Raw genomic sequence first — 18979 nt, 5'->3', positions numbered from 1 at the left:
TTATTCTGAATCTTTTGGTGTTTCTGTAAATTCTTTCTTAGGTTTGTGGTCCTTGTGATGACGTGGACGGTGAGGTCTCTCAGACTTTTCGCCTTTTTCATCATGATCAGGTTTTGGAGGACGAGGAAGAAGAGCCTTCATAGAGGCATCGATACGGCCTTTTTCATCAATCTTGATAACCTTAACGTCGACTTCATCACCGATAGCTACCAAGTCCTCGACACGGTTGGTACGAGTCCAAGCCATTTCAGAAATGTGCACAAGTGCATCTGTCTTATCAAAGAGGTTGACAAAGGCACCAAATTTCTCGATACGGACAACTTTGGCATGGTAAACTTCATCCACTTTGGCTTCACGAACTAGACCAGCAATGATTTCTTTGGTACGGTTAATAGCATCTTGGTCGCTAGAGTAGATAGAAACATTACCTTCTTCGTCGATATCAATCTTAACGCCTGTCTCAGCGATAATCTTGTCGATGGTTTCTCCACCTTTACCGATGACAATCTTGATTTTGTCCACATCAATCTTGATGGTGTCAATTTTTGGAGCAGTTGGAGCCAATTCTGGACGCACTTCTGGAATAGTAGCTTCGATCACATCAAGGATTTCAAAACGCGCTTTCTTGGCTTGGGCAAGGGCCTCAGTCAAGATTTCTGCAGTAATCCCTTGGATCTTGATATCCATTTGAAGGGCTGTAATCCCCTCACGAGTACCTGCTACCTTAAAGTCCATGTCTCCAAAGTGGTCTTCCAAACCTTGGATATCTGTCAATACAGTGTAGTTATTTCCATCAGAGATGAGACCCATGGCAATACCAGCTACTGGCGCCTTGATTGGCACACCACCAGCCATAAGGGCAAGAGTTCCCGCACAGATAGAGGCTTGAGAAGATGAACCGTTTGATTCTAACACTTCAGCTACCAAGCGAATCGCGTATGGAAATTCTTCCAAACTTGGCAAGACTTGAGCAAGGGCACGCTCACCAAGAGCACCGTGACCAATTTCACGACGACCTGGTGCACCATAACGACCAGTTTCCCCTACAGAGTATTGAGGGAAGTTATAGTGGTGCATAAAGCGTTTCTTGTACTCTGGATCCAAACCATCGATGATTTGAGTTTCACCCATGGGAGCCAAGGTCAAGACTGAAAGGGCTTGAGTTTGGCCACGAGTGAAGAGACCAGAGCCGTGCACACGAGGAAGAAAGTCAACAACCGCATCCAAAGGACGGATTTCATCGACTTTACGACCGTCAGGACGTACCTTATCTTCTGTAATCAAACGGCGCACTTCAGCGTGTTCCATTTGTTCCAAGATTTCAGCCACATCACGCATGATACGGTCAAATTCTTCATGGTCTGCATATTTTTCTTCGTAAACAGCAGTCACTTGGTCTTTAACTGCTTGAGTTGCAGCTTCACGAGCCAATTTTTCTTCTACTTGGACCGCTTTTTGGAGGTCACTATTGTAGGCTGCGATGATTTCAGCCTGCAAGTCAGCGTCTACATGAAGCAATTCCACTTCTGCTTTTTCCTTACCGACCACAGCAACGATTTCTTCTTGGAAGGCAATCAATTCTTTAACAGCTTCGTGCCCTTTGAGAAGAGCTTCCAACATGATTTCTTCTGATAATTCTTTGGCACCAGACTCAACCATGTTGATTGCATGTTTAGTTCCTGCAACTGTCAATTCAAGAAGCGAACGCTCTGCCTGTTCTTGAGTAGGGTTGATAATGATTTGGCCGTCGACATAGCCCACTTGTACCCCAGCAATAGGTCCGTCAAACGGAATATCTGAGATAGAAAGTGCCAATGATGAACCAAACATAGCTGCCATTGGAGCAGAGGCATTTTCATCGTAAGAAAGCACTGTGTTAATCACTTGGACTTCATTACGGAAACCTTCCGCAAACATAGGACGGATTGGACGGTCAATCAAACGCGCTGTCAAAGTCGCATCTGTTGAAGGACGTCCTTCACGTTTCATAAAGCCACCAGGAAACTTCCCGGCCGCATACATTTTTTCTTCGTAGTTGACTTGAAGAGGGAAGAAATCCCCAGTTGCCATTTTCTTAGACATAACGGCAGCAGTCAATACAGTTGACTCACCGTAACGCACAACAACCGAGCCATTTGCTTGCTTAGCAACCTGACCAGTCTCTACGATTAACTCACGACCCGCAAAAGTCGTTTGAAACACTTGTTTTGTCATTTTAATCCCCTTTGGATTGATGAAATTATACGCCTTGCCTACAAAGATCAAGATACTAAGGTCGCAAAAAGCAAAGTAAAAATAGGAAACTGGCGAAGTCTTCGATGAAGACAAGACAGTTTATCTTTTTTACACAGCTTTTCGGCCGAGTTCAATTACTCATGATAGCATAAATGACGCAGTGTGCGATACACACCAGGAAATCTATCTTTTTCACTAGGGATTTAGCCCGTGTTCAACTTTCAGGATACAAATCATTAGAAAGGTTTGATGCTAAAGCATCTAATCCTTTCACGCTAATCGCTATTAGGCGATTAGCTAAATGCTTTACTAACTCTCTCGTCAAATAACATCGATTTGACTCGTTCGTGTCGCTCAAACTAAATACTGAAAAGAACAAATTATGAAAAAATTTCTATCATAAAATTGAGAATCGACAAAGCCTTTAAAACTTTTATACCCTCATCTTTGTATCAAGTACGTACAGAGTCTATTTTATCATATTTTTCTTAAAAAGTGCGGGCTTTTCTATTAAAAAGGAACCATTCCCCTCACCTGAGAAGAATGGTTTGCTTTTTATTATCCTAAAGACTGATGATTAAACAAGGCATGGGTTGCTTGGTGGATGTATTTTGCTGTTTCAGCATTGTTCATGGTGTAGAGATGCACACCTGCGACATCCTGAGTGACCAAGTCCACGATCTGATCCACGGCATAGGCAAGCCCTGCTGCTCTGAGCGACTCAGGGTCATGCTCATACTTGTCTAAGATGGCCTTAAATTTACGTGGAAGATGGATATTCTCACAAGTCTTCAAGAGACGAAGTGCTTGATTACGGTTAAGAATGGGCATGATCCCCGCATGAATGGGAACATCAATCCCTGCCAAGGTACACTTGTCTTGGAAATCGTAGAAGCGCTCATTGTCAAAGAAAAGTTGCGTTACAAGGCTTGAACAGCCTGCATCCACTTTCTTCTTGAGATTTTGAATATCTGAGATCTGGTTTGGCGAGTCAGGATGCCCTTCAGGATAACAAGCTCCAATAATATCAAAGTGAGGGGCTTGTTCCTTGATGAACTCGATCAAATCCGTTGCGTAGCGGAAATCCTTTTGTGGCTCCACATCAGGGATAATATCCCCACGCAAGGCCAAGATTTTCTGTACCCCAACCTTATCCAAGTCTGCAATGGTTTCAGCAACTTTGTCCTTGGTCAGATAGATAGCTGGCAAGTGGGCAATGGTTGGAATCGCCAAGTCATTCTGGATAAAGTCAGCCAAACGAACCGTTGTTTCCTTGATATTAAATTTATTATTGCTGGCAGTCACACTGATAAAGTGCGGTGTCAGCTCCCGCATATCCTGCAAGGCTGAAATAATTTTATCATTACCCACAGCTGGGTTTGGAGGGAACACTTCAAATGAAAGTGACGGAGTTTGGCGTGACATAGTCATTATCCTTTTCTTTTTGATTTCATGATTGCTAAGCCGGCTTGGGCTAAGCAGTTCCTTGATCAGTCAGGGTCACGAGCGAAATCTTATCTTATAATTTCTCACGCGCAGCTTTTGCTGCTTCGACAAGGCGGATCAAGCTTTCTTTTGTTTCTGGAATACCACGTGTTTTCAAACCACAGTCAGGGTTGATCCAAACTTTCTTGCTTGGTACTTTAGCAAGAATAGCATCGATTGTGTGGTCGATTTCGCCTTCATTTGGCACACGAGGTGAGTGGATATCGTATACCCCAGGTCCCACTTCTGTTTGGAAGTTTTTCGCTTTGAGTTCGTCCAAGATTTCAAGGTTTGAACGGCTTGCTTCAAAGGAAATAACGTCCGCATCCATGTTGTCGATAGCTGGGATGATATCTGTAAATTCTGAGTAACACATGTGAGTGTGGATTTGAGTATCTGGCGCAACTGTAGAGTGTACCAAGCGGAAGGCTGGAATAGCCCAATCAAGGTAGTCTTCGTACCAGTCGCTACGACGGAGTGGCAATTTCTCACGAAGAGCAGCCTCGTCGATTTGGATGATTTTCACACCTGCAGCTTCAAGGTCAAGAACTTCATCCTTGATGGCAAGAGCGATTTGAAGAGTTGAATCCTTGATAGAAATGTCTTCACGTGGGAATGACCAGTTAAGGATGGTAACAGGTCCAGTCAACATACCTTTGACAGGCTTGTCTGTACGGCTTTGTGCGTAGCTAGACCATTTGACAGTGATTGGGTTGAGACGAGTGACATCACCCCAGATGATTGGTGGTTTCACCCCACGCATACCGTAAGATTGTACCCAACCATTCTTAGAGAAGAGGTAACCTGACAAGTTTTGACCGAAGTACTCAACCATGTCATTACGCTCGAATTCACCGTGAACAAGCACGTCAAATCCAACTTCTTCTTGCCATTTGATCCATTCGTCGATAGTCTCAGCAAGGAAGGCATCGTATTCTTCTTGTGACAATTCACCCTTACGGAAGGCCAAACGTTTGGCACGAACTTCCTTAGTTTGAGGGAATGAACCGATGGTTGTTGTTGGAAGAGCTGGAAGTTTGAAGGCATCTTCTTGGATAGCTTCACGTTCAGCAAAGGCTGGCAAACGAGTGTAGTCTGCGTCAGTCAATCCAGCGATGCGCGCACGAAGTTCTGCATTTTCACCAACACGTTCAGTCGCAAAGAGTTCTTTGTTAGCTGCAAGAGCTTGATCCCCTTGACCATTGCGGATAGCATCCAAGTCACGAAGTTCTTCCAATTTTTCAACTGCAAAGGCAAAGTGGTTCAAGATAGCTGGTTCAAATTCTTCGTTAGCTGTTGTAAATGGCACATGAAGAAGTGAGCATGAGCTTGTCAATACGATGTTTACAGCTGGGATTTGCTCAAGAACAGCCAAGCTCTTTTCGTAGTTGTTGCGCCAGATGTTTTTACCATTGACAATACCTGCATAAAGAGTCTTGTCAGCTGGGAAGCCACCTTTAACGAGTTCAAGAGTTTTCTTACCTTCAACGAAGTCCAAACCAATGGCATCAACTGGCAAGTTCACAAGGTCATTGTAGACGTCACGAACATCACCAAAGTAAGTTTGAAGCAAGACTTCAAGACCTTTTTTGTCAGCCAAAAGCTTGTTGTAGAGGTTCAAGAAGAGAGCTTTTTCTTCAGCTGTCAAGTCTTTGACAAGAGCCGCTTCGTCGAGTTGGATGCGAGTTGCACCAAGCTCCGCCAATTTAGCAAAAACTTCTTGGTAAGCAGCTACTAAGCTATCTACGAAGTCTTCTGCTTTCACGCCTTCTTCAAAGTCTGATAATTGAAGGAAAGTGAATGGACCTACAAGGACTGGACGAGTGTTCAATCCAAGTTCTTTTGCTTCTTGGAACTCATCAAAGATCTTGTGACCCGCCAATTTAACTTGAGTGTCTTTTTCAAATTTAGGCACGATGTAGTGGTAGTTGGTGTTGAACCATTTCTTCATCGGAAGGGCACGAACATCCCCTTTTTCTCCTTGGTAACCACGTCCCAAAGCAAAGTAACGTTCAAGATCTGACAATTCCAAGTTTTGAACAGATGCAGGCACTACATTGAAAAGGAAGGCCGCATCAAGGAAGTTGTCATAGTGAGAAAAGTCATTCGATGGAATTTCAGTGATGCCTTTTTCTTTGACGATGTTCCAGTGTTTTGCACGCAAGTCTTTTGCTGCTGCAAGGAGTTCTTCTTCTGAGATTTCTTTTCTAAAATATTTTTCAGTTGTAAATTTTAATTCGCGGAATTCACCCAAACGAGGGAAACCGATGATCGTAGTTGACATGATGTGTCCTCCAAAATATGTTGTTGAAACTATCTTAACAGAAAAGAAACTGTCTGTATAATTGTAAATAATTAGGCTTTGATATAGTTTGAAACTATATCACTCTTTTGGACAAAAGAAAAAGACTTGAGACCAGTGTCTCAAATCCTTTGTATTGCTTGTTTTGTGGCTGTATTTTAGTTGGAATGCTCAAACGAGCTATTGACTATTCTCATCAGTGACTATGGCTTGTTATTAGAAAAGACTATAGGTCAGCTTAATCAACTTTTTTCCTGTTCAAGTGGGACGACTGCTAGTGTCTTTCCTAAACTGGCTAAGACTTTTAAGACCGTATCCAACTGAGGACTGGTCTTTCCTGTCTCCATCCTAGCTATAACAGGCTGGCTTACTCCACTGAGTTCTTCTAGCTTTTTCTGACTAATACCTTGCTCATGTCTAGCTTCTATCAACTCACTCATGATAGCCACTCGCATATCACTTTCAAGAATTTCTTCCTTGGTAAAGAGTTCTGTTCGGACATCCTTCCAATTACTCCCAATGGCGCTATTTTTCATCACTTAATCCTCTTTCTTTTAAGTCCTTCAGTTCACGCTTGGCTTTTTCAATTTCTCTCCTAGGAGTTTTCTGAGTCTTTTTGACAAAATGATGTAAGAAAACAAAACTTCCATCAAGCCATGCTACAAATAAAATCCTATCCCTCAGAGGTCTTAGTTCCCAAATTTCATCTTCCAAATGTTTAATATAGGGTTCACCAGCTCTAGTCCCATGCTGACTAAGCAACTCAATATAGTCGTTTAGTTTGTTCAGTTTAATGCGACTATCCTTACTCTTCTTTCTAGCCAATTCTCTCATATAATCTAAGACTGGCTCATTTCCATTTTTGTCCTTATAGAAGTAAATTGTATGCACCAAGCAACCTCTTTTCAATTTAATTATAACTTAAAAGTTATTAAAAGTAAATCCTAATACTCATAAAAAGAAGACCTTAGAATCATTCTAAAGTCTTCTTTTTATTATTCGAAAAAATTACGAGAAGAGTTATAATGTGGAGCTAATCCTGACTCTTACTCCAGCTCTATCCCCTTGTCACGGAGATTAGCAAGACACTCCTCATAGTATTCTGCATTATGCTCACTATAGACGGGATTACCTAGGTTCTCCTCAGGCAAGTCTTCATAAGGAGAGCAGGTCTTGCCACGGTAGTTCTTGTCCAGCCACTCTGGACTGACATTGTAGCCACGACCAGCCATCTCCTCCATGATCAAGCGATGATAAGCATAGAGTTGATAGGGCGAGTGGGTAAAGACATAGTTAACCGTCGCATGCTTTCTCCCCCAGCCATTGCCACGCAGGGCGCAGCACTCTCGATGTTGCCCCAAAAGTTGAGGACGGGGAAGTTGTGAAATCAAAGCCTCATGCCAAAGTCTCATGGGAGTCTCCTTTCAGTAAAGTCGAATGTTGCAAGTAGGTATTGGGATAGCGTTCAAGCAAGTCTCGAGTCTTAGCAATCAAGTCTTCCTTAGAAGCCTGACCAAAGCGGTAGCGATCCAGTAAGAGCATATAGTCCTTACGCTCGGCATCTGTCGCTTTCTTTTTGAAATAGCCCCAAACATGCTGGAAGGCATTGCAAACCTGACCCTTGTGTTCTGGGATTTGACAGGCACGGTCAATCATCTCTTGAACCAGACTCAGCTCCACCTGTTCATTCTTCAAATATTGACGAATCTCATTGTAAATATTGCTAGAATGGCTCAAAACGAGGTATTTATTTCTAGCCCAGAGTTGTTGGCACTGGGATTTTTGATTAGTTTGTTCCATCTTTCTCCTTGTTTTCTATCCGTTTCCAGGAAATATGGAAACAAAGTTGTATTTAAAAAATGAGTGAATTATAAGCGAATCAATATTTTTTGTAGCTCCTGATTTTTCTAATAAATCGTGTTCGACAACCCCTTAAATACCTGAATAAGTCTCTACTAACAACTGAATCTTACGTAAAACTTCTTGCTTTTTCCGTTCACGCGCTCCCTGTCTACGAGAAGTTGGTGGAATAATCGAATCCAAATCAGTCCCACTATTTTCAGCATAACCTCGTTGAATTGATTTGTCGATAAACAATTGATAGTCATCTACAAGTTTCTCAGCCTCAGCTAGGTCTTGAATCGCGATTTTCTTGCGCTCCTTGCCATATTCGTAGAAAGCATGGATAATCCCATCATGGTCTTTCAATTTTTGCAAATCGGTGTCATTGATAAATCCAATAACCAACTCTTCTTTGGCACGGATATCAATACTAGAACGAATCACACGACTAACTTCTGCTTTCATTACTTCTTTAGACTCAGAATTCTTCGATTTTTCAACAATCAATGCCAAGATATAGTCTAGGTTAATCTCATCAGTTTTTAGTAACTCAATTTCAAATTCGACATCTGAAAGGTCAACATCCAAATCCTTAGTCTTTTCATAGTTTTTAAGATTCAAAAATTCATCTCGAATTTCCACATAGGCACTTCTTAAATCTTGAAGATAACCTTCAGAAATAGGTTTGTCGATTTCTTGGAATTCGTCATAATTTCGAAGAACATTATCAAGTTTCAATAACTCACCAAATAACTTAACAAACTCTTTTTTATCGTGCTCTGTTTCAATCTCTTGCGGATTTGGGAATTTTTCCAGAATTTCCTGACAAACCGCAGTATATCCTTTGACCTCGATACCCGTTACCTGATCGACAAAACCATCCATGTATTCACTAAAGCTTTTTTCTAAGATGATTTCAAGCTTATTTGTGTCTCCAAAAGTCTTAATAGCTTCTTGCGTAGCCTTTTCTAAATCACGGAAACAAACGATATTGCCAAAAGGTTTAACCTCGTTAAAAATTCGATTAGTTCTAGAGAATGCCTGAATCAATCCATGATAACGAAGATTTTTATCGACAAAGAGAGTATTCATTGTTGGAGCATCAAATCCCGTCAAGAACATTCCCACTACAATCAGTAAATCCACTTCCTTAGACTTAACTCGTTTTGAAAGGTCTCGATAATAATTTTGAAACTCTTTCCCATCAGTCGAAAAGTTGGTCTTGAACATTTGATTATAGTCATAGATTGCTTTAGAAAGAAACTCTTTAGATGAAAGAGACATGGCTGTATCTTGAGGGTCTAGCTCTTCATCTTGAATCTCTCCATAAGCTGACTGTTCTTCGTTAGGCGCAAAGCTAAAGATAGTAGCGACCTTCAAACGCTTAACTTCTGGTAGAGTTGCCTGTTGCTGCTGGAGTTCTTCATAGTATAGTTTTGCTGCTTCAATACTTTGTACAGCCAACATAGCATTAAAACCTTGCATCTTTTTTTGTTTATGAGTGTAATATTTACTCCGATGCGTCTTGTCATTATAAACTCTCAACAGGTACTCTGTAATGGTTGCTATCCGTTCTGGATGCAATAGGAGCTCCTTCTCCATCTTTTTGAGTTTCTTCTCATCAAGCTCTCGGCCAACTGTTTTTTCTGCTTCTCTATATTTATTGATTTCAGGCTTGATATAGTTATAGTCAACCTTGAACTTCAACACTTTTTTATCTCGAATAGCATCTGTTATAACGTAGTTATGAAGTTGTTCGCCAAAAACTTCCTGTGTCGTTTCACCCGTTAAGCTATTTTCTGGGAAGATTGGAGTCCCTGTGAAACCAAATAGAGCATACTGTTTAAAGGCCTTCTTAATACGCTTTTGAGCCTTCCCAAACTGGGAGCGGTGACATTCATCAAAAATCAAAATACATTTTTTACTATAGATTTCATGATTTGGATTTACTGTTATAAATTTATTTAACTTTTGAATGGTTGTGACAACGATTTTTCCATCATTTTCTTCAATACTACGTTGGAGTTCTTTTGTATTGTTACTACCATTGACTGAATTTGGTTGGAATTTTTGATATTCCTTCATGGTTTGATAGTCTAGGTCTTTTCTATCTACGACGAATATCACTTTGTCAATGTATTCCAACTCTGTCGCCAAGCGCGCAGTCTTAAAGCTGGTCAAAGTTTTCCCAGAACCCGTCGTATGCCAGATATAGCCACAAGCATTGATAGAGCCAAAGTTCTTCATCTCATTAGATGAATGAATCTTGCGCAAGATACTCTCAGTTGCTGCAATCTGATATGGGCGCATGATGAGCAAGGTATTATCAGCATCAAAAACACAATACTTGGTCAAAACTTCCAAAAGGACTCTCTTGCTCAAGAATGTAACAGTAAAGTCTTCTAGGTCATGAATTGTTTTATTTTTGCGGTCTGCCCACTCACAGGTGAACTCATAATGATTTTTATTTTGAGCTGTTGTATTTGCAAAGTAGCGTGTATAGGTCCCATTGGAAATAACAAAAATCTGAATGTATTTGTATAAAGAATTTTCGCTATTGAAGCTTTCCTTACTATATCTATGGATTTGTTCAAAAGCCTGTTTAAGACTAACACCACGTCTTTTCAATTCAATCTGAACTAACGGAAGACCATTCACTAAAATAGTAACATCATAACGGTTAGTGTGGTTACCCACTTGGGTCACTTGGTTGATAACCTGCATACTGTTGTTATGAATATTTTTCTTATCAAGGATGAAAATATTCTTAATCCGCCCATCATCAAAGACAAAGTCGTAAATATGATTCTCTTGGATTTTTCGTGTTTTTTCAACTAGCCCTTCATTGGGACAGTCCAGATACTCAACTACAAAACGTTGCCACTCTGCATCCGTAAAGGTCACCTTATTGAGCTTTTCAATTTGAACCTTGGCATTTGCTAAGAGCTCTTCAGGTGTATGGATATCTAGTCGCTCGTAGTTAAGATAATTCACCAAATCAGAAATTAACTGATTTTCTAAATCAGCCTCAGACTGAAATTCTCTATCTGTGCGATACTCTGGTTGATACTCAGCCAAGAGAATCCCTTCATTTGTTTCCGCAATTACTTCATGTACTTTTGAATAATCAACCATTTTCATTTTCCTCTTTTGGGTTAAATTTATAATTTTTCTCAAAGCTATTGAATAATTCTATTAAGGTATTTTTTTCTCGTTCTTGCAATTCTCTAAACTCCAAATCTGATTGACGATTATGTGTGAATAAATCAATCCTTTGAGCATATAACTCTATATTTTCTGGAGTAATCTCATCACCAGCCACTTCTAACCCTAATAAAACTTCTTCCCATCTACTATAACCTAAGAAGGTAGCTGTTTTCTCTAATAGATTTCTTAACAAAGCATAATGAAATTTTTCTACTCGTCCACTGTCTACAGCTCTACGTAATTCTTCTCTTACCCTTAGATGATATCCGAAGGGAGAATCTCTCTCAATGTCAGTTAAAATATATCCGACTTTATCTTCCTTATCAACTTCTTTTTTCATAACATAAAAGGACTTTTTTTTATTTGGTATTTTTCTGTCAAATCGTATTTCATTGTACAAAACATTATAAAAAAGTGGTTGGTGAGAAGAAATAATAAACTTTAAATCAGTGCGTTTAGATTTGGCAATAATTTCCTTTAAAAAAATAGCGGAATCAATAGTATTGTTATCATCTAACGACGAAATTGGATCGTCAATATAAATATACTTAAAGTCCTGAAAATCAGAGTCAATATCTGAATCGCTTAACTCTTCAATAATAAGTTCCAAAAGAGTTAGGAATATAGACCAAACAAATATCCTCTCCTCACCCCTAGAAATTTTGATCGTTTCATCATCTACTGTAAAACGAATGCTTTTGAAGTTACTCTCTAATCTTGGTATACGCTGACCACCAATAATATCAATAATTGGAATACCAAAATCATCAACAGCCTGTTCTTCAATATCCTCAAAAATAGGAACTATTAAATCACCGACAAATTTCTGAAAAGTTATAATAACCTGATTAAATTGTTGCTGATTCTCCAAAAAGTTACCAAAATAGGTACGTTTATCATATTTGAGGTAACGATCTTCATCATTTTCTAAATCATTTTCCCAAGTAAAAAGATCTTCTGTAAAAGCGTTAAAATAAAGTATTTTCTTAACTTTTGACTCTTCATTATTTTCCGAGATATTTAATTTATCCTTTAAAATTGTAGATAGCCTTGTTTTCCCTGTAGCATTAAAAGCATAAATTAAATGCACCTTCTTATCACTTGAGATCAATTCCTCTGCAACATCTTCCAATGTATCAAATACTTTATCATTCGCCATGATTCACTTTTCCTTATTCATTAAAATTGAGTAATCGATTTCTCCAATATTCATACTGTTTCTGTCTTAGTTCGATTTCTTTTGGAAGACCTTCAGAAAGAGAGTTGGTTAAGGTGTTGAAATTGTCAAGAATGGAGACAATTCTTTTTTGTTCAGTGAGAGGTGGAAGAACAATTTTAAATTGTTCCATATCCTTCGAATTGATACGAATAACTTTTGTTCCAGTTACTTTTCTTTCTTTTTGAGATTGAAAAGAAATCGACCTAAACCAATAATTTAGATATCGTGAATTTTGATTTGTTCGAATTATATAACTATCCCCAGAAATTCCAATCTCTTCTTTCCCTTCCCAAACAATTGCTTTCCCAACATCTTCAACATTTTCAGATGTTATTGCCATTACTAAATCATTAGGATAGGCTTTTTTTAGCTTTTCGAACACTATTTCACTAGTTTTGGAAAGAGTTTCAGTGACTGTAAAGTCATATTTAGTGTAAATTTGTCCGTAGTGGATAACAGATTTCCCGATTTCTGTAAAATCTTTCTTCTGAAGTCCATTTCCTCTTACAAATTCACAAATGCTTCCCAACTCCACCCGAATTGGGCCAAATACCCACTGTAAAAGCTTGATAAGAGCGGAATTGTCCCACTCCTCTACTCTACTCTCAGAGTACTCGCCTTCGGCGATGAATGTCAAGAGTTTTTCTCTAAAATATTCGTACTGTTTTTGGCGTAGTTCAATCTCCTTGGGAAGTCCGATGTTGAGGTCATTACAAACCGTATCAAAGTTGTCCAGAACTTGAACTATACGAGATTGAATTTCGAGAGAGGGAACTGGAATTTTATACTTCTTTACCAAAGTATCAGAAATTGCTGGATAACTTACCCCACTCTGATTTTCCTCCAAATATTTATAAAAATCACTTGATGAAAATATATGATATACGTAGTTAGGTAAGACCTCACCATTTGTTCTAAAAATATAGAACCCTGTACTACAAATCTGGTTATTGTAATCATCAGTTATTTTCGTAAAACGTTTCAAAGTTGGTCTTGTTGTTCCTAAGATAATATCATCAGACTTTACAATTCTTTGGGCCCGACTTGGAGCAGTCGATTTAGTTATTGCTGTAGTTTCAATAATCTTATTAGTAACTCTATCTACTGACGATAAATCTATATATTTAAATAATTCATCATCTCCAATTTTATTCCAAAAAATATTATTTGTTTGTTCAGAAACTGCATCAAGTGTCTTCCACTCAACCTGATATACCTCATCTTCAAATGATAAAAGCTTATCTCGATAAAAAGAATATTGCTTTTTACGTGAGGTCAATTCTGAGGTCAATTCTGAGGTCAATTCTGTAACATAATCAGTCATTTTGTCAAGTATTTGCACTATTTTTTCTTGAATTTCTAGAGGAGGGATGGGGAGTAATAGTTTGGACAATTTGTCAGCTTTTAACGCGGGTATCCCCGCTCCATGTTGAAAATCCATAAGATATTTCTGATTCATTTTTACAAAATGATATACAAATCTATTATTCACTCGAGTCTCATCAGGAAGTATATAATAACAATGCGCATTAGCCCAAAATTTGGTATCGACAAAATTAACAAAACCTGCAGAAGCTCCACCTTGACTTACAATGATTGTATTAGCTTCCACGTTGTAATCATTAGTTCTTCCTGAATAAGTTTGTCCACCATTATACGCAGGATATAATCCATCTTCTATCAATAAATTTTTATTTAGTTGCTTACCTTTCTTAATAGAACACACTTCCCCCAACTCTTTCCACTCAACAGAACAGTTTTGGATTTCTTCTAGGATGTTCATTAGTTACCTCCTTCCTTGGCTAGATTTTCAATGCTTTTGATTTCCTTGAGGTAATCTTTTTCAACTTGACTGAGTGTCTTGGCTTGATAGTTCTTATATTCCTTATCTACCTTCTGCTTCATCTGTTCACGAGAAATAGAACCACTGTTATCTAGCAAATCTTCGCCAGTAGCCTGAAGGATACGATCAACGTGGACCACCCAGTCCGCCATAGTCATGACCTCTTCTCGCTCTGCCTGTCTTTCTGCAAAGTCTAGATATCCTGATACAAGCTGATTAAGCCCACGGAGTTCCTTTTCTGTCAGATAGTTCTTGGCAACTTTTGCTTCAGATAGAGTAGGGAGGTCTCCCTTAAAAGTAGTCAAGCCCATAAACTCCTGTTCACTATCAACACGATTGTAGATGAGTTCGCTCGCAGTATTGTGGTGAATGGCATAATGCATCTTGTTTTGAACCGTCGCAAAGAATTTCTTTGCCTCTGGTGAATTTGCATTGTAGTCACTTGATGTAGCAAAGAGATCCAAGACCTGACGGTAAAAGACTTTTTCACTCGAGCGAATGTCTCGAATTCTTTCAAGAAGTTCTTTAAAGTAAGAGCCCCCACCCAAATTTTTCAAGCGCTCATCATCCATAGCGAAGCCCTTGATCAGATACTCTTTCAAGACTGTCGAAGCATAGTGTCTGAACTGAATGCCACGAGGGGAACGCACTCGATAACCAATCGCCAAAATCATATCAAGATTATAGTAGGCGACTTTTTTTGACTGAGTTTTACCAGCCATTGCACCGTGACGAGTGGTTGTCAACTGATAGTTGACAACCACTGCTTCATCCAGTTCACCATCTTCAAAGATAGCCTTGATATGTTTACTAATATTTTGCTTGGAAGTCTGAAAGAGCTCAGCTAGTTCTTGTTGGGTCAGCCAGACCGTTCCATTATCCAGATGAAGCTCAATAGCGGACTGACCATCATCTGTTCTGTAAAGAATCACATCATTTGCCATGGCTCAATTCCTCTACAATTCTATCTATCTCTGCACGCAAGTGGTCAATCTTAGTAACAGTCTCAGCGATTTCTTTATTAAGCACATCAATATCAATCTTCTCACGGGTATCTTCTTGTTCGACATAGGTTGAGACAGATAGATTATAATCCTGCTCTGAACCAATCACCTCATTATCAACAAGAGTTGCTTTATAGTCAACATTTTGATAATTAGAGAACAATTCAACTATGTGCTCTATATTGCTATCCGTCAAGACATTGTTATTGGTCTCTTTTTTGAATTCTTTACTCGCATCAATAAAGAGGGTTTTATTTTCAAGCTTATTTTTCGCTAGAACCAAAATCGTAGTTGCGATAGAAGTCCCAAAGAAGAGATTATCTGGAAGGGCAATGACTGCTTCAACAAAATTATTATCTACTAGATACTGACGAATGGTCTTTTCAGCACCACCACGATAGAAAATGCCTGGGAAACAAACAATGGCTGCTCGACCTTTATTAGACAAGTGGTTGAGACTATGCATGATAAAGGCAAAGTCAGCTTTTGACTTAGGAGCTAACTTACCAGCTGGCGCAAAACGGTCATCGTTTATCAGAGTTGGGTCTCCATCTCCCACCCATTTGACAGAATACGGAGGGTTAGAAACGATAGCATCAAATGGCTTTTCTTCTAAATGCTGAGGATTTAAAAGGGTGTCTCCGCGCTTAATGTCAAAGTTATTGTAGTTGATGTTATGCAAGAACATATTCATACGAGCCAAGTTATAGTTGGTCATGTTGATTTCTTGACCAAAGAAACCATCCTCTAGGATATGTTCTTCGTATTGTTTTTTCATCTGAAGGAGGAGTGAGCCCGACCCACATGTTGGGTCGTAAACCTTGTTAATCTTATCCTTACCGACCATGACTAGTCGAGCTAGTAGTTTAGAAACTGTCTGAGGAGTGAAAAATTCACCCCCACTTTTTCCTGCATTACTGGCATAATTAGAAATCAAGAACTCATAAGCATCCCCAAAGGCATCGATATCATTTTCTTCAAAGTTTCCAAAGTTAATGCTATTGATACCATTAAGGATATCAGAAAGTCGTTTATTTTTTTCTGGAACAGTTCCACCAAGTATGTTGCTTCGTGTATCCAAGTTATCAAACAAACCTTTGATATCATCTTCTGATTTAAAGCCAATCGCTGACTTCTCAATAGCCTGAAAGATATTGGCCAATTCTTCGTTTAAATTTTCGTTTTGTGAAGCATCCTTAACTACATTTTCAAATAGTTGACTAGGAAGGATAAAGAATCCCTTATCTTCAACTGTCCCTGGTTTGAAATCTTGCTCAGCCTCTTGGTCACTCAATTCAGCATAACGGAATTCTAAGTCGCCAGCTTCATGCTCAGCACGGTCAAAATAGTCTGCCATATGCTCTGAAATAAAGCGATAGAAAAGGATACCTAGGATATATTGCTTAAAATCCCAACCATCTACAGCTCCACGCACATCATCTGCAATCGCCCAAATTTTACGATGCAGCTCCTTGCGTTCTGCATTTTCTTTACTTGCCATTTTTACTTTCCTTAATTAATGTATTATCTTTTCTATTTTATCATATTTCAAGAAAAACCACTCGAACTAGGGAGAACGAGTGGGATAGAAATGTTTTTAGATTAAGATTTTACAATTTTATTCTATAAATTCAATTATTTTTTGATTTTATTAAGGTAGTAGCTCTTTGTTCATACGGTCCTTATCATCACTCTTAACAAATACGACATTCCGTTTTCCTGTTAACTCTACCAGTTTTTCTTTGCCAAGGATGATTGCGAGATTCTTAATAATTGAACGTTTAGCTTGCTCATCAAAATAAGTGAAAATAAATCGGTAATCATACTTTCCATTTTCTGCTAATGCAAAACATTTTTGAAATATTTCCTTATCCAAAGGGTCAACTGAGTGTCCAAAAACAATGATATTCTTTGAATTTGGAAGTTGACTTCTGAATTCGTCATCTATATCATAGAAAGTTCGTTTAAAAAAATTTTCAAAATCATTTCCCGTTTCTTTTACTACTCTTTGATAATATTTCTGGTAGGGAATTAAATCACTGTTAACATCATTTTCTTTATCCTCAATTCCAAAAACCATCGTATTAATTCGACTGAAGGTTCTAATTAAGTCAATTCGCCCATGTATGAAATGAGTTCTCTTCTCAGAAGTTCCAAATAAATATCGTGAGGTGTTTGTATAATTAAAGTTTAGGACAGAGGAATTTGACAAATCTGATATTGCATCTAGAGCTGTTGGCTTGGATTTTATCTCGATAACTTTAAAATCAAGAAAGTCTCTATAAGATAAATATATTTCTAACAATTCAATCAATAGATCAAGTTGATTGATAAATTCATTATTCAACTTTTCCATTGCAACTTCTCTTTCTAAAGAACCCCAGCCTTTTTTATGAAAGAGTAAAAAAAACAAATCTGAAATATATAATTTTGACCTATAATTTTTTTCTTTTGATAATTTCTCATCCAGTAACCCAGTTTGTCCTGTAATAGTAACTTTGAATATTAAATCATTATTTTCTTTGAAATACATTATTGCATCTGCAAGTTGCGAAATCATTATTTCAAGATTAGACCAATTATCTCCCAGAGTAGCTTTATTCTCATTGATAAATTTTAAATATAAATTATCCTTGTATTTCTCAATCCTTATATTTTTAACTTTTAGAAATTCTAACAACTCCTCATCTGGATTAGAAAACAATTGTTTTTCAAAGTCAATAAAATCGGTATATTTTGTTTTTCGCCCCATTGCAATATCAAAACCATTACCTAAAATTAAAATTGTATCTGCCATGATTTTTTCTCCTCTTCATTATAGATAATTACCAAAATTATACCACGAATCCACCAAAAAACGCCTTTAGATAATAATATATCTAAAGACGTTTATTTTTATCCTGCTGCTTGTTCTGCTTCTTCTACTTTTACTTTCTTATCCTTCTTACTCGAACCACTCAATCGACGTTTACTGTCTCGGATTGTGTTCAAGTCTTTAAGGAGTTTGGTTAGGTGTTCCTTTTCAGGATAGGCTTCTGCACTGGCTGCGGTATAGCGCATAAAGAGGTCGTAGATGCTGGTTAGTTCGGTACGGACTTGTCTGGTCTTTCCGACTTCCTTGGCAGACTTATGCGCACGCGCCTGACTTTCCACCTTATCATATTCCTCCTGCGCACTGATCACCGCCTGTAGCATAGGTGTCAGTCCTAGACTGGTCACTGCCGTATGGTAGGGTTCTTCGCTCAGCGTTTTGAGTAAACTCTTGATTTCTGCCGTTTCCACATCATTGCTATGCTTGGTGATATCCTTGTACTTGGCAAAGACTGGTTTCAAGGTCTCATGAGCTTCTTTGAGTTTGGTCTCCTTGATCTTAGCAAATCCTCGATGAAGGGTAAAGAGACCAACTAGGGCACTGTCACGATTGCGATCGACTTCGGTCAGATTCGTCGCCTCTTTCTTTTCTACGATAGCGAGTTGGCTTTGGAAGTCTGCCAGCTTGCTCTTGAAGGAATCGAGATGTTTGCTATACATAGGCTCGTCCTTATGTGCCTTAGCAAAAACTTCTAGTAGTTGACCTGTGTCTACCATGAGACTTTCAAACTCACGGTTGGTAAAGTTGGTATAGCTTAGTGGACGGATAGTGAATATTTTTGTCATGATGATAACCTTTCTTTTTTCATTATTTCAAAAAGGAGTTTTCCCTTAAATTTATAAATCCATTCTAACAGTTACTTTAAAAGATTTGTCCCCCTCCCTCTGAACTGTCAATATTTCCATCTAAAATGTACTTCTCAGGGCAAATCTTTTATTTCCAAAACAAAAAATCCCTATCTGACTGGACA

At 38.6% G+C, this 18979-nt stretch carries 14 protein-coding genes; all 14 read right to left on the bottom strand.

Annotated elements, in window-relative coordinates:
* Entirely contained in the window at positions 1-2214 is a 2214-nt protein-coding gene (pnp, locus tag STO1_RS02350) for a polyribonucleotide nucleotidyltransferase (RefSeq protein WP_096421798.1), read from the bottom strand.
* A gap of 579 nt (positions 2215-2793) precedes the next feature.
* Entirely contained in the window at positions 2794-3660 is an 867-nt protein-coding gene (metF, locus tag STO1_RS02340; protein ID WP_002877494.1) for a methylenetetrahydrofolate reductase [NAD(P)H], read from the bottom strand.
* A gap of 94 nt (positions 3661-3754) precedes the next feature.
* Positions 3755-6004: a 5-methyltetrahydropteroyltriglutamate--homocysteine S-methyltransferase gene (gene metE, locus STO1_RS02335; protein ID WP_096421796.1), complete on the bottom strand. Its 2250-nt coding sequence runs from the start codon at positions 6002-6004 to the stop codon at positions 3755-3757.
* A 260-nt stretch (positions 6005-6264) separates the two neighbouring features.
* The gene (locus STO1_RS02330; protein WP_000797751.1) at positions 6265-6558 is read right to left on the bottom strand and encodes a helix-turn-helix domain-containing protein; all 294 of its coding nucleotides are present in this window, start codon (positions 6556-6558) and stop codon (positions 6265-6267) included.
* Complete coding sequence (locus tag STO1_RS02325; protein WP_096421794.1) at positions 6548-6913, bottom strand: type II toxin-antitoxin system RelE/ParE family toxin; 366 nt, start codon at positions 6911-6913, stop codon at positions 6548-6550. Before STO1_RS02325 ends, STO1_RS02330 begins: the two co-directional genes overlap by 11 nt.
* A gap of 155 nt (positions 6914-7068) precedes the next feature.
* Entirely contained in the window at positions 7069-7434 is a 366-nt protein-coding gene (locus STO1_RS02320) for a TIGR02328 family protein (RefSeq protein WP_096421792.1), read from the bottom strand.
* Positions 7418-7822, bottom strand: a complete 405-nt coding sequence (locus STO1_RS02315) for a YbgA family protein (RefSeq protein ID WP_096421790.1) — start codon at positions 7820-7822, stop codon at positions 7418-7420. The genes STO1_RS02320 and STO1_RS02315 overlap by 17 nt, the downstream gene beginning before the upstream one ends.
* Positions 7823-7954: 132 nt before the next feature.
* Positions 7955-10999, bottom strand: a complete 3045-nt coding sequence (locus STO1_RS02310; protein ID WP_096422976.1) for a type I restriction endonuclease subunit R — start codon at positions 10997-10999, stop codon at positions 7955-7957.
* Positions 10992-12230, bottom strand: coding sequence for an ATP-binding protein (locus STO1_RS02305; protein ID WP_049477411.1), 1239 nt, complete (start codon positions 12228-12230; stop codon positions 10992-10994). Before STO1_RS02305 ends, STO1_RS02310 begins: the two co-directional genes overlap by 8 nt.
* A gap of 13 nt (positions 12231-12243) precedes the next feature.
* Entirely contained in the window at positions 12244-14073 is a 1830-nt protein-coding gene (locus STO1_RS02300) for a restriction endonuclease subunit S (protein WP_096421788.1), read from the bottom strand.
* Complete coding sequence (locus STO1_RS02295; protein ID WP_096421786.1) at positions 14073-15077, bottom strand: virulence RhuM family protein; 1005 nt, start codon at positions 15075-15077, stop codon at positions 14073-14075. Before STO1_RS02295 ends, STO1_RS02300 begins: the two co-directional genes overlap by 1 nt.
* Positions 15067-16638: a type I restriction-modification system subunit M gene (locus STO1_RS02290; RefSeq protein WP_096421784.1), complete on the bottom strand. Its 1572-nt coding sequence runs from the start codon at positions 16636-16638 to the stop codon at positions 15067-15069. The genes STO1_RS02295 and STO1_RS02290 overlap by 11 nt, the downstream gene beginning before the upstream one ends.
* 150 nt (positions 16639-16788) lie before the next feature.
* Complete coding sequence (locus STO1_RS02285) at positions 16789-17934, bottom strand: AbiH family protein (protein WP_061588392.1); 1146 nt, start codon at positions 17932-17934, stop codon at positions 16789-16791.
* Between the two features lie 98 nt (positions 17935-18032).
* Positions 18033-18794 (bottom strand): DUF6261 family protein, encoded by a 762-nt coding sequence (locus STO1_RS09745; protein WP_061588393.1) that lies wholly within the window; start codon positions 18792-18794, stop codon positions 18033-18035.
* Between the last annotated feature and the right edge of the window lie 185 nt (positions 18795-18979).

This window comes from Streptococcus oralis subsp. tigurinus (assembly GCF_002356415.1).
GTDB lineage: Bacteria > Bacillota > Bacilli > Lactobacillales > Streptococcaceae > Streptococcus > Streptococcus oralis_F.
The sequence above is the reverse complement of the archived record's forward strand: the minus strand, read 5'-3'. Positions and strand labels throughout refer to the sequence as shown.